This is a genomic window from Rhodococcus sp. IEGM1339 (assembly GCF_050321925.1).
Classification (GTDB): Bacteria; Actinomycetota; Actinomycetes; order Mycobacteriales; family Mycobacteriaceae; genus Rhodococcus; species Rhodococcus pyridinivorans.
This window is the reverse complement of the sequence record NZ_JBNQFT010000027.1, coordinates 14,812-28,393: the sequence shown is the minus strand read 5'-3', so window position 1 is coordinate 28,393 and position 13,582 is coordinate 14,812. Positions and strand designations below refer to the sequence as shown.

Sequence of the window (13,582 nt, the reverse complement as noted above, 5' to 3'; positions counted from 1 at the left end):
CGAGCAGCTCAAACGCCTGGGGATATCCACCGTTTGTCACCGGTTGTGTGTCAACGTGGAGGGATGGAGAACAGGCCGGAATCCACCCTTGACGACGTCGGGAAGGTGGCTCGCAGCAAGGGCGTGGCGTGGTTGCGGACCGCTGCAGCGACCGTGCTCGTGATCGTGCTGGTGGCCGGGGTGCTGGGTTTTCTCGGCGTGCGGAGTTCGACGGCCACTGCGCAGGGCGGCGGGTACGAACTCGAACTGACCTATCCGCGCATCGCGCGCTCCGGTCTCGACGTTCCCTGGGCGGTGACGGTGCGCCGTGACGGCGGTTTCGACGGGGAGATCGTCCTGGCGATCGACACGTCCTATTTCGAGGTTCTCGAGATGCGGGGCCGGCTGCCCGAGCCGTCCTCGGAGACCGCGGGCGAGGGGCTGGCGTACCTGACCTTCGACCCGCCACCCGGCGACGAGTTCACCTTCGCGCTCGACGTGCGGATCCGGGCCGGGAGGCAATGGGGCGAATCGGGCTCCGTCTCGGTGATGGACGACGAGAAATCGGCAGTGACAATCTATTTCGATACCTGGCTGGTGCCCTGATGGAAATCGTGATCCGCGCGCTCGTCCTGTTCCTGTTCCTGTGGGGGATCACCCGCCTCGTCGGCCGATCGAGTGTCGGCGAACTGAGCACGTTCCAACTCGTGTTGTTCGTGGCCATGGGCGATCTCGTGCAGCAGGGGATCACGCAGGACGACGTGTCCATGACGAGTGCGGTCCTCACCATCGGTGTCTTCGCGGTGCTGACCCTGGCCCTGTCGATGATCAACGCCCGATTTCCGCGGATGCGCGGCATCACGCACGGGGTCCCCGTGGTGATCGTCCAGGACGGTGAACCCGACCTGCAGAACCTGAAACGGGAACGTCTGTCCCTCGACGACCTCATGGCCGCCGCGCGTCAACAGGGCATCCGGCGGTTCGCCGACATCGACCTCGCGGTGCTCGAGACGAACGGGAGGATCTCCTTCTTCGCCCGGACGAGCGCTCAGGACGGCGCGCCGGAGGAACCCGACCCGGCGTGACGGGGTGCCGCGCCGTCCTGATGCTCAGGTATTGCGTCCGGTCAGTGCGTCGCGCAGTCGGTCCACCATGCCGACCCCCGGTCCGACGGTCTTATGGAACAGTTCGGAATGCGGCGCGGACGGATGCGGCCGGGTCGGGGCCAGCTTCTTGGCGGCCTGTACCTTGGTGCCGACCTCCACGAGGGTGTCCTGCCGAGATGCGTCCTCAACGCCGGGAACTGGTCGGATTCTTCGTCGTTCGCGTGGTGGCGCAGAAGATCCTGCAACTTCTTCACCAACGTCGTGAACTCCGCACTCGATGCTTCCGCGCCCTCGAGTTGCTTCATCACCTGCACGATCTCGTAGTGCTCCTCCTTGTCGTGTTCAACGGCTTCCGTGCCGCCGGAATTCGGTCCCTCGTGGGCGGTTTCGGTCATCGATGTCTCCTTCGAACGGTCAGGATCGTCCGGTATCGCCGGTCTCGTCCGGTTCGTCCTCGCCCTCCGCCTGGTCGGGCTGCTGCGGAGCCTTGGAGAGTAGGTTGTCGGGATCGGCGTCGGGATCTTCGGCTGCGTCGTACGGATCGGCAGAACCGTCTGTGCTGCTCATGTACCAAGGGGTTCACCACTACCGGCGAGGGCAAACACTCCGGCGACCGACGGGGATTCGCATCCTGCCGGGGTAGGTGGTTCGGGGAGCCGGGCGGGGGTAGTCCTAGGGAGACCGCCTTTCACCGAGAAATGTTCGGAGGAAGATCATGACCGGACCGCACGACACTCCCGATCTCGACGACGTGATCGACCCGACCGAGTCCGCGCCCAAGGATCGGCGCGAGCACGGCAAGTCGCCGGACCGCGTCGACGACGACTATCTCGAGTACCGCACGGAGCAGGAACGCATTGCCGCCGGCGTCGAGGACTACGACCCCGACCACGTCCCACCCGCAACCGAGTAGCCGCTGCGTTACAGACGGATTCTCGGCGAACCATCGGAAGGAGCAGAGAGATGGAACGAGGGAGCGACAAGCACGGTCCGAAGAAGGACGACGCGCTCGCAGAGGAAACCGAAGGAATGATCCGCGCCAACCGTCCGACCCGCGCCGACGAGGCACGCGATCCGGAGCCGCCGGCCGACGACGATCCGGATGTGCGGCCCTGGCACACCGAAGGTCCGGGCGGCGGAGCTTCGGAGGGCGGGGGTCCGGAGGGCGGGGGTCCGGAGGGCGGGGGTCCGGCGGGCTCTGCCTGAGTCGATGCGAGCGTGGCGCGTGGTGGAGCCCGGCCCCGTCGCCGGTCACCCTTTGCGGTTCGAATCCGTCCCGCTTCCCGAGACCGGACCGAACGATCTTCTGGTGCGCGTGCTGGCGTGCGGTGTGTGCCGCACCGACCTGCACGTCGCCGAGGGCGATCTCCCCGTCCACCGGGCGGGTGTCGTCCCGGGGCACGAGGTGGTCGGGGTGGTCCATCGAGTGGGGGAGGCGGTCGAAGGGTTCGCCGACGGCGACCGCGTCGGCGTGGCCTGGCTGCGTTCGACCTGTGGGCAGTGCCGCTACTGTCGTCGTGGCGACGAGAACCTGTGTCCGGATTCGAGATACACCGGTTGGGACGAGGACGGCGGGTACGCCGAGTTCGTCGCCGTACCGGCGGCGTACGCCCTCCCGCTGCCCGACGGATACGAGGACGTCGAACTCGCTCCGCTCCTCTGTGCCGGCATCATCGGCTACCGCGCGCTGAAGCGCGCCTCGGTTCCCGACGGCGGGAGGCTCGGCATCTACGGCTTCGGCGGCAGCGCCCACATCGCGGCGCAGGTCGCCCTGGCGCGAGGTGCCGAGGTGCACGTCATGACGAGGAGTGAGGATGCGCGGAATCTCGCTCGCGAACTCGGGGCCGCGTCGGTGCAGGGAGCCGCGGACGCACCACCGGTGCCCCTCGACGCCGCCATCCTCTTCGCACCCGTCGGCGACCTCGTGCCGCCTGCACTCGAAGCACTCGACCGCGGCGGCATCCTCTCGATCGCCGGCATCCACCTGACCGACGTTCCGCAGCTGAACTACCAGCGGCACCTGTTCTACGAGCGCGAGATCCGGTCGGTGACCGCCAATACCCGTAAGGATTCCCGGGAGTTCCTCGCGTTCGCCGGGCAGCACCGCATCAGGGTCGCGACGATGCGATACGGGCTGGACGACGCCGATCGCGCGCTGGCGGATCTCGCCGGCGACCGCGTGCGCGGCGCTGCCGTCCTCGTCCCCTGATGGTCCGGATCGATACGGTGCGCTCCGCCCGAGATCACCAAGTCGGGACTTTCTACCCTACGGGAACATCCCGCCCGGGACGACGATAATAGTGTCGGACCCAGGAGGGCCCCTCGGACTTCTCACCCACGAGGAGATGAGGACAATGTCGACATCATCGGCTCATTCTGCAATGCACACCCATCCCGACATCGTCGAGATGCGCGAACGCTACGACCGGATGGGCGAACAGCCCACAGTCCAGGTCACCGACGGATTGATGATGGTTGCCGGTCTGTACGCGGCGGCATCCGCCTGGATCATCGGCTTCGCCGATCAGACGGCACTCGCCACCACCAATCTGATCTGCGGCCTCGCGGTCGCACTGCTCGCCATGGCGCTCGGTTCGGCCTACGGCCGCACCCACGGCCTGGCGTTCGTCGCGCCGCTGCTCGGTCTGTGGTTGTTCGTCTCGCCGTGGCTGGTCAGCGGAGTAGATACCAGTACGTCCATGATCTGGTCCCACGTCATCGTGGGTGCGATCGTGTTCGTCCTGGGCGTGGCCGCGGCTGCGATGGGAACCGGCCTGATGGACCGTTCGCGTTGACGGTGCAGTAGCCCGGGATGCAGTAACCCGGGTATACGGGACCCGGACGGTGCTGCCGGCTGCATGTCTGAACCGGCAGCACCTCACCGGGTGCGGCGTCCGGACACCGATTCCGGCTACCGAGGGCAATACCCCTCGGTCGAACGCTGCAACCCCGTCGCCGTTTCGATGCCACGATGCAGTATGGACACCGGTGAAGGCCGCGGCGCTCGTAGTGCGGACTCGGTGAGGTTCGAACGACAAGTGCGAGAATCCATCGAGGAACTCGCTCGTGAGATGCACGACGACCGATGGCCCGCGTTCGCTTCCCGAGCGGCCCGTCTGGGTGCTTCGAGGGATGTCATCGGGCAGGCGAAGGGCGTTCTCATGGAACGGCTTCGGCCTCGACGCGGAGAGCGCATTCGAAATGCTGCGCAGGTTGTCCCAGGAGCGCAACCAACTCGTGCGCGACCTTGCCGTCGAAGTGGTCGAGACCGCCCGACCTCCGCGTGAACGGTAGAGCGAATCCTCCCCAGGCGGATGCGCCGGATCGCCCGGAACTGAGCACCGTGCGCATCCATTCAGTGTGTCGTGCATCACATCTGATCAAAATGATGCGCTGGAAAATCTTATGTTGACGAGTTCGCCTAGCTCAATCAACTATTGCTGTACCAAATGACGCGATCGAAGTGGCGCAGACACAATCGGACGCCGCGACGAAGGACGGGTGGTACGCAATGACCGAGACCGTAATCCGGGAGAGCGAACGACTTCCCTACGACCTCGACGACCGATATCGCTCGGGCTCCGGCACCGTGCTGCTCACCGGCGTGCAGGCCATCGCCCGGCTGTTCGTCGAACAGCAGGTACGGGCCATGCGGGACGGTCGCCGGGTGGCGACCTTCGTCTCCGGATATCAGGGCAGCCCCCTCGGTGGTCTCGACAAGATGCTCCACGGCATGCCGAAGGTCCTCGCCGAGCACGACATCACCTTCGTGCCCGGATTCAACGAGGAACTCGCCGCCACCGCGGTGTGGGGCAGCCAGGGACAGCTCGGCGCCGGCACACCGACTCACGACGGCGTCGTCGGTGTCTGGTACGGCAAGGGCCCCGGCCTCGACCGCGCCACCGACGCGCTGCGTCACGCCAACATGTACGGCGTGAACCCGAACGGCGGCGTGCTGCTCATGGTGGGTGACGACCCCGCGTCGAAGTCGTCGACCGTGCCCGCCGTCAGCGAGCGATCCCTCGCCGCCCTCGGCATCCCGGTCCTGTTCCCGCGCAACGCCGCCGAGATCGTCACGATGGGCCTGCACGGCGTCGCGCTGTCGCGTGCCTCGGGCTGCCTCGTCGCCCTCAAGATCGTCGCGGACGTCGCCGACGGCGCCTGGTCCGTCGACGGCTCCATCTCCGACCTGCCCATCGCGGTCCCCGAGATCGAATGGGAAGGACGGCCGTTCGTCTACAAGCAGCGCCCCATGGCCGCGCCCGGCGACAGCGTCATCGCCGAGGCCGACCTCTACGGCCCGCGCTGGAAGATCGTCCAGGAATACGGCCGCCTCAACGGCCTCGACGTGATCGAGGTCGACCCGCCGCAGGCCCGCGTCGGCCTCGCCGCCACCGGCACCACCTTCGACGCCCTGCGCCAGACCCTGCTCGACCTCGGTGTCGACGACGCCGCGCTGCACCGCGCCGGCATCCGCCTGCTGCGCATCGGCATGCCGTACCCCATCGGTCCCGAGATCGTCCGCGAATTCGCCCGCGGCCTCGACGAACTGATCGTGGTCGAGGACAAGACCGCCTTCGTCGAGACCCAGATCCGCGAGATCCTCTACGGCACCGCGAACGCCCCGCAGATCGTCGGCAAGAAGGACGCCGACGGCCGCCCGCTCGTGCCCGTCGACGGTGAGCTCACCGCCGGTCGCCTGCGCGGCCCGCTGCGTCGCGTGCTCCGCGGCCACGTCGAACTCGGCCCCGCACCCCTGCCACAGCTGTCGCTCGAGGTGCTGTCGACCCAGCGCACCCCTACCTTCTGCAGCGGCTGCCCGCACAACCGATCCACCGCACTGCCGGAGGGTTCGATCGGCGGCGGCGGCATCGGCTGTCACACCCTCGTCACCCTGTCCGGCCGCAAGGACAGCGCCGTCACCGGCCTGACCCAGATGGGTGGCGAAGGTGCGCAGTGGATCGGCCAGGCGCCGTTCACCGACATCGGCCACATGTTCCAGAACCTCGGCGACGGAACCTACTTCCACTCCGGTCAGCTCGCCGTCCAGGCGTGCGTCGCCGCCGGCGTGAACATCACCTTCAAGCTGCTCTACAACGACGTCGTGGCGATGACCGGCGCGCAGGACGCCGAAGGCGCCCTGAAGATCCCGGCGCTGACCCACAAGCTCACCACCGAGGGTGTCCGCAAGATCATCATCTGCTCCGACGAACCGAAGCGCCTCCGCAAGCGCACCCTTGCCCGCGGCACCGAGGTCTGGCACCGCGACCGGCTCGACGAGGCGCAGAAGCTGCTGCGCGAGATCGAGGGCGTCACCGTGCTCATCTACGACCAGCACTGCGCCGCCGACGCGCGCCGTCAGCGCAAGCGTGGCACCCTGCCCGCCCGCACGACCCGCGTCGTCATCAACGAAGCGGTGTGCGAGGGCTGCGGCGACTGCGGCGTCAAGAGCAACTGCCTGTCGGTGCAGCCGGTCGACACCGAATTCGGTTCGAAGACCCGCATCGATCAGACCTCCTGCAACACCGACTACTCGTGCCTCGACGGCGACTGCCCGTCCTTCGTGACCGTCGAGACGTCGCCGGAGAAACCCAAGCGCCGCAAGGCTCCGACCCCGCCGCGCATCCCGGACGCCGCCATCGACACCCCGAAGGGCACCCGCAACGTCTTCCTCGCGGGCATCGGCGGCACCGGCATCGTCACCGTCAACCAGGTGCTCGCAACGGCCGCGCTACGCGCCGGATTCGAGGTCGAGTCGCTCGACCAGATCGGCATGAGCCAGAAAGCCGGCCCGGTGGTCTCCCACCTGCGCTTCGCCGCCGACGGACTCGAGCCCGGCAACCGCGTCGGTCCGGGCGGTGCCACCGCTCTGCTCGCGCTCGACCTGCTCACCGCGACCGAGCCGAAGAACCTCGCCTACGCGAACCGTGAGGAGACCGTGGCAGTCGCGTCGACGAGCCGCGTCCCCACCGGCGACATGGTCTACGACCGCTCTGTCCGGCACCCCGACGAGCACGACCTGCTCGCCCGCCTCGACACCGCGACCCGCACGACCGTCTCGTTCGACGCCCTCGCCGCAGCCCAGGCGCTGTTCGGTGAGACCTCGGCCGCGAACTTCCTCGTCGTGGGCGCCGCCCACCAGCTCGGCGGACTCGAGATCCCCGCCGACGCCATCGAGGAGGCCATCGAGATCAACGGTGTGGCCGTCGCGACCAACATCGCCGCCTTCCGCTGGGGCCGGGTGGCCGTCGCGGATCCCGCGGCCTTCGCCGCCGCGACCGAACCGGCCCGCCCGGAGCGCGTTGCCACCGTCGCACCGGAGCGTCTGTTCGCCGGCACCACCTTCACGGGTGAGGTCGAGCGGCTCGTGCGGATCCGCACCGCGTCGCTGATCGACTTCCAGAGCGAAGCCCTCGCCGCCCGCTACATCGGGCAGGTGCAGGCAGCCTGGGAGGCCGAGCGCCGCGTCACGAACCGCACGGACTTCAGCGAGGCCGTCGCCCGCGGACTGTTCAAGTTCACCGCCTACAAGGACGAGTACGAGGTCGCCCGCATGCTCGTCGACCCGGCCTTCCTCGACGAGGTGCAGGGCCAGGTCCCCGGTGGGCGCAAGCTGACCTACCGCCTGCATCCGCCGGCGCTGCGCGCACTCGGCCGTGAGAAGAAGGTCGGCTTCGGACCGAAATCGCATGTCGCGCTGAAGGCTCTGGCCAAGGCGAAGCGTCTGCGCGGCACGAAGCTCGATCCCTTCGGCTACGCCCACGTCCGCCGCGTCGAGCGTGCTCTGCTCGCCCACTACACCGCCACGATCCAGCGGCTCGCCGCCGGCCTGGACGTCGACTCCTACGACCGCGCCGCCGAGATCGCGGCCCTGCCCGACATGGTGCGCGGCTACGAGGACGTCAAGCTCCGCTCCGTCGAGCAGTACCGGGCCCGCCTCGCCGAGCTCGGCATCGACACCGACTTCTGAAGCACGAACACCCTCTGCTGCAAAGGAACCCACCGATGACCACCTCTGCCCTCGACCTCCCCGAGTTCACCACGTCCGACGGCGTGTTCGGCCGCTCGGCCCGCCTGACCGACCGTCCCCACGAAGAGGTCGTCTTCCATCACGACGCGGCCACCGGATTGCGCGCCATCGTCGCGATCCATTCCACCGCACTCGGACCCGCCCTCGGCGGCACCCGCTTCTACCCCTACGCGGACGAGATGTCGGCACTCGAGGACGTGCTGCGACTGTCGTGGGGCATGACCTACAAGGCCGCGGTGTCCGGTGTGAACCTCGGTGGCGGCAAGGCCGTCATCATCGGTGATCCGAAGATGGACAAGAACGACGAACTGCTCGCCGCCTACGGACGATTCGTCGAGTCACTCGGTGGTCGCTACATCACCGCCGCCGACGTGGGAACCCGCGCGGAGGACCTCGACGTGGTGGGCCGGCACACCGCCCACGCCGTGGGGCGCACCGTCGCCGCCGGCGGATCCGGCGACAGCTCGCCGCTGACCGCGCTCGGTGTCTTCCAGGCCATGCGTGCCGGCGCTCGGACGGTCTGGGGCGAAACGACTCTCGCGGGTCGCACGGTCGGTGTCGAGGGTCTCGGCAAGGTCGGTTACGAACTCGTGAAGCTGCTCGTCGCCGACGGTGCCGAGGTGATCGTCTCCGACGTGAACCCCGCCGCGGTCGCCCGCGTGGTCGACGAGTTCCCGGCGCAGGTCACCGACAACGTCGTCGCCTCGTCCGCCGACGTCTACGCCCCGTGCGCTCTCGGCGGCACGCTGACCTCGATCACCGCTGCCCACCTCGACGCACGTCTCGTGTGCGGTGCGGCCAACAACCAGCTCGCGCAGCCCGAGGTGGAGGGCCTGCTGGGCAAGCGCGGAATCGTCTGGGTACCCGACTATGTCGCGAACGCGGGCGGACTGATCCAGGTCGCCGGCGAGGTCGACGGATCCGCCGCCGACGTCGTCCGCACAGGAGTGGAGTCGATCTTCGAGCGCACCGCCGAGATCTTCGAAGTCTCCAGCACTCTCGGCGTCACGCCGGGCGCAGCGGCCAACCGGATCGCCGAGCGCCGCATCGATACTGCCTGATCCGCACAGGGGGACTGATCCGCACAGGGGAACTGATCCGCACAGGGGAACAAGGGGAGGTGCCGCGAGGTGCCTCCCCTTCTCGTGTCTTCAGGAGTTTCCGGCCGACGAGGAACGCCCGTGCCCCGCATTGCGGGTGATGTGCTCGACGAGTGGCTGCGTCCGGTACTCGATCGGTGTGGTGAGCGCGAGCGTCGTGGTGGTGTGCGCGACGCCCTCGATGGCGTGGAGCCGTTCGAGGACCAACAGGAGGTCCTCCTGGGACTGCGCCGCCATCCGGATCAGGAGATCCTCCCGGCCCGTTGTCGCGTGGACTTCCAATACCTCTGGGAATCGGCCTAATTGGGCGATCACATGCCCCATCTGTGCCTGGACGAGCTCGGCGCCGATGAACGCCTGCAGCGGCACACCCAGCTTCGGCAGGTCGACGACCGGTCGGTATCCGGTGACGGCACCGGACTCCTCGAGTTTTCTGATGCGCGACTGCACGGTGTTGCGGGCGATGCCGAGCTTCGCCGACAGGTCGACGATTCCTGCCCGGGGGTTGTGCGTGAGCTCTCCGAGGAGAGCTGCGTCGAGCCGGTCGAGACTGAACACGATGACACCCTTTCCGTTGTGATGCGCGTCACCACTCGAGCATAATGCTCAGCCGAACAGAAAGATATTGACACTTCACGAGCCAGTGCCATGATTGCTACATCAAATGCTCACGCAAACACTGCTTGCTGCAACGTAATGCGCGCGAAGTGAGCGACATGCCTACCCCTCGCCCGGACCGGGCGTGGCGGGCGCCGCAATCACCCCGAGGAGCACACAATGCCCGGAGTCGGCATCTGGCGGACCAAATCCGTCGAACAGTCGATCGCGGATACCGATGAACCCGGTTCGCGGCTACGACGAGAACTGACCGCCAAGGATCTGACCGTGTTCGGCGTCGCCGTCGTGGTCGGAGCCGGAATCTTCACCCTCACCGCCCGCACCGCCGGCAATCTCGCCGGACCGTCCATCTCGCTGGCGTTCGTCCTCGCCGCGATCGCGTGCGGTCTCGCCGCACTGTGTTACGCGGAGTTCGCCTCTGCGGTACCGGTCGCCGGCAGCGCCTACACCTTCTCCTACGCCACCTTCGGTGAGTTCGTCGCCTGGATCATCGGATGGGACCTGATCCTCGAGTTCGCCCTCGCCTCCGCCGTCGTCGCCAAGGGATGGTCGATGTATCTCGGGGGCATGTTCGGCGGGGACGCGTCGATCGACCTCGGACCGATCACGGTCGACTGGGGGTCGCTGCTCATCGTCGGCGCCATCACGATCATCCTCGCGATCGGCACCAAGGTCTCGTCGCGGGTCTCCGCCGTCGTCACCGCCATCAAGGTCGCGGTGGTCCTGCTCGTCATCGTCGTCGGCATCTTCTACATCGACAAGTCCAACTACTCGCCGTACGTCCCGCAGGCCGAAGAGGCGGAGAGCGCCGCATCCGGTCTGCATCAGTCGCTGTTCTCGGCGCTCACCGGCGCGGGCGGCAGCACCTACGGCTGGTACGGCCTCCTCGCCGCAGCGAGCCTGGTCTTCTTCGCCTTCATCGGCTTCGACGTCGTCGCCACCACCGCCGAGGAGACCAAGAACCCCCAGAAGGCCCTGCCCCGCGGCATCTTCGGTTCGCTGGCGATCGTCACCGTCCTGTACGTCGGCGTCACGCTCGTGCTCACCGGCATGGTGAAGTACACCGACCTGCGCACCGGCAGCGAGCTGGTCGGTGACGGCAGTGCCACGCTGGCCACGGCCTTCGAGGCACACGGCATCACCTGGGCGCAGATGGCCATCAACATCGGTGGCCTCGCCGGCCTCACCACCGTCGTGATGGTGATGATGCTCGGCCAGACCCGCGTGCTGTTCGCGATGTCCCGCGACGGACTCGTCACCCGCAAGCTCGCCGTCACGAACCACAAGGGTGTGCCCGTGCGCATCACCCTGATGGTCGGTGGTGTCGTGGCCGTCCTCGCCGCGGTGTTCCCGATGGGTGTGCTCGAGGAGATGGTCAACATCGGCACGCTGTTCGCCTTCGTCCTGGTCTGCGTCGGCGTGATGGTGCTCCGCCGTACCCGCCCCGACCTGCCCCGCGGATTCCGGGTGCCGCTCGTGCCGCTGGTCCCGATCCTCGCGGTCCTCGCCTGCGGCTGGCTCATGCTCAACCTCTCGGTCGAGACGTGGATCCGCTTCACCGTCTGGATGGTCCTGGGAGTGGCGATCTACTTCGTCTACGGTCGCCGCAAGTCGGTGCTCGGACAACGCCTGAAGCTCGAGGCCGCGCAGCAGGAAGCCGCGAAGCACGAAGCGAGGGAACCTGAACCGGTATAGATCCGTCGTCCACGAGCCCGACCGCACCGAATCGGTGTGGGCGGGCTCGTGTGTTCCGGCGGTTCCCGGGTACCCGACCGGAAGGAAAGCAGACACCGTCCGATCGTGACGCCGGAAGAGGAGGAGATGGCGCCGCAGTGCGCCCACTGTCACTGCCGCATCCTCGGGCACGGCGTGGAGTCGGCGGATGCCGTCTTCTGCTGCGCGCATTGTGCTCGTCAGGCCGGGCACGCCGAGCTGGCGGATCGTGCCTGACGGAAGAGTGCGAAGCGCGCGAAAGCGGCAGAACGGACTCTGCGAGTTGATCTTTCGGTGAACTCGAGAAAGACCTATGCACGCGAGTGAGCAGATTGCTCTATGCTGTGAACAGCGCCGCAGAGACGAAGGTCACAAGGGTTACTCGGCGTTTCGTCCGAACGCAGGACGAATCGGACATCGGGACCTGATTACCATCGATCTGCCCCTGTCGTCGGGGAGGCCGACAGGGAAGGGCCCCCGCCAGCGATTCGAGGGGAGGAGCCGGCGGGGGCCTCGCGCTGTATCTCCTGTGTCGGGGAGGACTCTAGGGAGACACGGCCACCTACGCCGTGGCCGCTTTGGAGCTTAGGTGACAGCTGGGCACTCGTCCAGAGTCGATACTGAAACGAGACCTGAGAATCTTCTCGGGGTCGAACCGAGACGTTCACCCTGCTTTGCGGCGGATGGGGCCCGCTTCGACGTCGCTTTCCGCCGGAAAGACGGGGGTCGGCATGGCTCTGGACCCGTCGGGATGCCTGCGGTACGACGCCGGTCGCTGCGAACGCCGCCGTCGCCGACGGTTCCGCGTCGTCCAGAAACCCCAGGCTGCGATGCACACGCCCACTCCCGAGAGCAGGTCGGCCTCGGTCAGTCCGTGATTCGGCGTCACCGAGTACAGCACACGACCCTCGAGAGGTCCGTTCATCAGCACCCAGAGCCCGGAGGCCACGAACGCGGCCGAGCTCGACAGCAGGTGGGGGCGCGAGAGGCACCACGTCGACGCGGCGAACAACGAACACATCGCGACGAGCGAGTAGAACACGGCGTTCTGCACGGTCGACTCCTCTCGCTCCTGCCGGATATCGATCAACTGTACTGGCGGAGGAGCCGGACCTACCGAGTCGCAAGTCGTGACCCTCACAACAGGAGCATCAGCTCAGGCGTTGCAGGGTGACGGTCGTCAGAGCAAGCACCTGATCGTCGGCTCCGGCGTCCGGAGGTTCACAACGCACAGGTGAGGCTCACAACCCTGATAGTCGACCATGGGCGTTGTGAGCCTATTCGGGTCTCGGTATCTCCGCGAACGAGTCACGCTGCTGAACCATCCACACCGGAGCGATGAAGATGCCTTCCGCTTCCACGCAGATCCCCTCCGAGTCGGCGATGTGCCCCACGACGAACGCCTTACGTCCCTCGACGCGGTCGAGTTTCGCCTCCACGCGCAGAGCGCCGAGGGGAGTGCGCTTGCGGTAGCGGATGGCGAGCGTGCCCGTCATCCCTGGATATCCCGAGATGCGCGCGGCGTCGCCGAGGATCTGGTCGAGCAGCAGTGCGGAGACCCCGCCGTGCACGTGCCCGGCCGGCCCCTCGTAGACGGGACCGAGGTGGATGTCCGTCCACACGCGTCCGTCGTCGTCCTCGTGGATGCCGCCGATCGGGGCGATCGCGTTGCGCAAGCCTATTGCGGCGTTTCCCCAGTTACGGAATCGGCCCGAATCGTTGAACCGGGTGCCGTACGGGCCGTCCTCCCGGTCGCGTTCGAGGATCTCGCGCGCGGCTGCGAGATGTTCCCGCGCCCGCGCGACGTCGTCGGCATCCACACGCGTCTGCAGTGCGAGTTGGATCAGCTCGCGCACGTCTCCGGTGAGCGGACCGTAGGTGGCCCTCTGCTGATCGATTTCCTCGTCGGACAATCCGTCGTTGACGTAGAGCTCGAGGATGGAATCGGTCATCAGGGTTCTCCGGATCGTGAGCGTAGTGAAAGAAAGTAGTCGACCGCGCGCACTGTGGACGAGTCAAGTTCTGCTGCCGCTGTA

General features: G+C 67.2%; 15 protein-coding genes and 1 pseudogene. 11 read left to right on the top strand and 5 right to left on the bottom strand.

Features of this window, described 5'->3' with window-relative positions; translation table 11 throughout:
- Nucleotides 1-63 precede the first annotated feature (63 nt).
- Both ACQR3U_RS20325 and ACQR3U_RS20320 read left to right on the top strand, forming a co-directional pair.
- Nucleotides 64-585 (top strand): hypothetical protein, encoded by a 522-nt coding sequence (locus tag ACQR3U_RS20325; RefSeq protein ID WP_230811329.1) that lies wholly within the window; start codon nucleotides 64-66, stop codon nucleotides 583-585.
- Nucleotides 585-1,064, top strand: coding sequence for a DUF421 domain-containing protein (locus ACQR3U_RS20320; protein ID WP_024101989.1), 480 nt, complete (start codon nucleotides 585-587; stop codon nucleotides 1,062-1,064). Before ACQR3U_RS20325 ends, ACQR3U_RS20320 begins: the two co-directional genes overlap by 1 nt.
- Nucleotides 1,065-1,105: 41 nt before the next feature.
- Here ACQR3U_RS20320 and ACQR3U_RS20315 read toward each other — a convergent pair whose 3' ends face one another.
- Both ACQR3U_RS20315 and ACQR3U_RS20310 read right to left on the bottom strand, forming a co-directional pair.
- Nucleotides 1,106-1,480, bottom strand: coding sequence for a hemerythrin domain-containing protein (locus ACQR3U_RS20315; protein WP_230811330.1), 375 nt, complete (start codon nucleotides 1,478-1,480; stop codon nucleotides 1,106-1,108).
- A 19-nt stretch (nucleotides 1,481-1,499) separates the two neighbouring features.
- The gene (locus ACQR3U_RS20310; protein ID WP_019290944.1) at nucleotides 1,500-1,652 is read right to left on the bottom strand and encodes a hypothetical protein; all 153 of its coding nucleotides are present in this window, start codon (nucleotides 1,650-1,652) and stop codon (nucleotides 1,500-1,502) included.
- Nucleotides 1,653-1,800: 148 nt separating this feature from the next.
- On the opposite strand from ACQR3U_RS20310, the gene ACQR3U_RS20305 reads away from it, so the two are divergent.
- From ACQR3U_RS20305 to ACQR3U_RS20275, 7 genes and pseudogenes are all read left to right on the top strand, one after another.
- Nucleotides 1,801-1,998 (top strand): hypothetical protein, encoded by a 198-nt coding sequence (locus tag ACQR3U_RS20305; protein ID WP_006552608.1) that lies wholly within the window; start codon nucleotides 1,801-1,803, stop codon nucleotides 1,996-1,998.
- Between the two features lie 50 nt (nucleotides 1,999-2,048).
- A complete protein-coding gene (locus ACQR3U_RS20300; protein WP_230811331.1) occupies nucleotides 2,049-2,291 on the top strand; it encodes a hypothetical protein in 243 nt (80 codons plus the stop codon).
- A 4-nt stretch (nucleotides 2,292-2,295) separates the two neighbouring features.
- Complete coding sequence (locus ACQR3U_RS20295) at nucleotides 2,296-3,294, top strand: zinc-binding alcohol dehydrogenase family protein (RefSeq protein ID WP_039584970.1); 999 nt, start codon at nucleotides 2,296-2,298, stop codon at nucleotides 3,292-3,294.
- Nucleotides 3,295-3,466: 172 nt separating this feature from the next.
- Nucleotides 3,467-3,880 (top strand): SPW repeat protein, encoded by a 414-nt coding sequence (locus ACQR3U_RS20290; protein WP_024101985.1) that lies wholly within the window; start codon nucleotides 3,467-3,469, stop codon nucleotides 3,878-3,880.
- Between the two features lie 327 nt (nucleotides 3,881-4,207).
- A pseudogene (locus ACQR3U_RS20285) lies at nucleotides 4,208-4,379 on the top strand (ANTAR domain-containing protein); the annotation flags it as partial.
- Between the two features lie 217 nt (nucleotides 4,380-4,596).
- A complete protein-coding gene (locus tag ACQR3U_RS20280) occupies nucleotides 4,597-8,055 on the top strand; it encodes an indolepyruvate ferredoxin oxidoreductase family protein (RefSeq protein WP_230811333.1) in 3,459 nt (1,152 codons plus the stop codon).
- Between the two features lie 35 nt (nucleotides 8,056-8,090).
- Nucleotides 8,091-9,176, top strand: coding sequence for a Glu/Leu/Phe/Val family dehydrogenase (locus ACQR3U_RS20275; protein ID WP_230811334.1), 1,086 nt, complete (start codon nucleotides 8,091-8,093; stop codon nucleotides 9,174-9,176).
- A gap of 90 nt (nucleotides 9,177-9,266) precedes the next feature.
- On the opposite strand, the gene ACQR3U_RS20270 is transcribed toward ACQR3U_RS20275, so the two are convergent.
- Nucleotides 9,267-9,773: an Lrp/AsnC family transcriptional regulator gene (locus ACQR3U_RS20270; protein ID WP_006553105.1), complete on the bottom strand. Its 507-nt coding sequence runs from the start codon at nucleotides 9,771-9,773 to the stop codon at nucleotides 9,267-9,269.
- A 219-nt stretch (nucleotides 9,774-9,992) separates the two neighbouring features.
- On the opposite strand from ACQR3U_RS20270, the gene ACQR3U_RS20265 reads away from it, so the two are divergent.
- Both ACQR3U_RS20265 and ACQR3U_RS20260 read left to right on the top strand, forming a co-directional pair.
- A complete protein-coding gene (locus tag ACQR3U_RS20265) occupies nucleotides 9,993-11,528 on the top strand; it encodes an amino acid permease (protein ID WP_006553104.1) in 1,536 nt (511 codons plus the stop codon).
- Between the two features lie 105 nt (nucleotides 11,529-11,633).
- Nucleotides 11,634-11,783 carry a hypothetical protein gene (locus ACQR3U_RS20260; RefSeq protein WP_006553103.1) on the top strand — a complete coding sequence of 50 codons (150 nt, stop codon included), beginning with the start codon at nucleotides 11,634-11,636 and terminating at the stop codon, nucleotides 11,781-11,783.
- 427 nt (nucleotides 11,784-12,210) lie between these two features.
- Here the strand turns inward: ACQR3U_RS20260 and ACQR3U_RS20255 are convergent, their stop codons facing one another.
- Nucleotides 12,211-12,600, bottom strand: a complete 390-nt coding sequence (locus tag ACQR3U_RS20255; protein ID WP_230811335.1) for a hypothetical protein — start codon at nucleotides 12,598-12,600, stop codon at nucleotides 12,211-12,213.
- 223 nt (nucleotides 12,601-12,823) lie between these two features.
- Nucleotides 12,824-13,498, bottom strand: a complete 675-nt coding sequence (locus ACQR3U_RS20250; protein WP_039584961.1) for a PaaI family thioesterase — start codon at nucleotides 13,496-13,498, stop codon at nucleotides 12,824-12,826.
- Between the last annotated feature and the right edge of the window lie 84 nt (nucleotides 13,499-13,582).

Coding starts and splice junctions, on each gene's coding strand:
- ACQR3U_RS20250 (WP_039584961.1), bottom strand. CDS start 13,498: ATGACCGATTCCATCCTCGAGCTCTACGTCAACGACGGATTGTCCGAC.
- ACQR3U_RS20320 (WP_024101989.1), top strand. CDS start 585: ATGGAAATCGTGATCCGCGCGCTCGTCCTGTTCCTGTTCCTGTGGGGG.
- ACQR3U_RS20300 (WP_230811331.1), top strand. CDS start 2,049: ATGGAACGAGGGAGCGACAAGCACGGTCCGAAGAAGGACGACGCGCTC.
- ACQR3U_RS20310 (WP_019290944.1), bottom strand. CDS start 1,652: ATGAGCAGCACAGACGGTTCTGCCGATCCGTACGACGCAGCCGAAGAT.
- ACQR3U_RS20265 (WP_006553104.1), top strand. CDS start 9,993: ATGCCCGGAGTCGGCATCTGGCGGACCAAATCCGTCGAACAGTCGATC.
- ACQR3U_RS20315 (WP_230811330.1), bottom strand. CDS start 1,480: ATGACCGAAACCGCCCACGAGGGACCGAATTCCGGCGGCACGGAAGCC.
- ACQR3U_RS20325 (WP_230811329.1), top strand. CDS start 64: ATGGAGAACAGGCCGGAATCCACCCTTGACGACGTCGGGAAGGTGGCT.
- ACQR3U_RS20280 (WP_230811333.1), top strand. CDS start 4,597: ATGACCGAGACCGTAATCCGGGAGAGCGAACGACTTCCCTACGACCTC.
- ACQR3U_RS20275 (WP_230811334.1), top strand. CDS start 8,091: ATGACCACCTCTGCCCTCGACCTCCCCGAGTTCACCACGTCCGACGGC.
- ACQR3U_RS20290 (WP_024101985.1), top strand. CDS start 3,467: ATGCACACCCATCCCGACATCGTCGAGATGCGCGAACGCTACGACCGG.
- ACQR3U_RS20295 (WP_039584970.1), top strand. CDS start 2,296: ATGCGAGCGTGGCGCGTGGTGGAGCCCGGCCCCGTCGCCGGTCACCCT.
- ACQR3U_RS20305 (WP_006552608.1), top strand. CDS start 1,801: ATGACCGGACCGCACGACACTCCCGATCTCGACGACGTGATCGACCCG.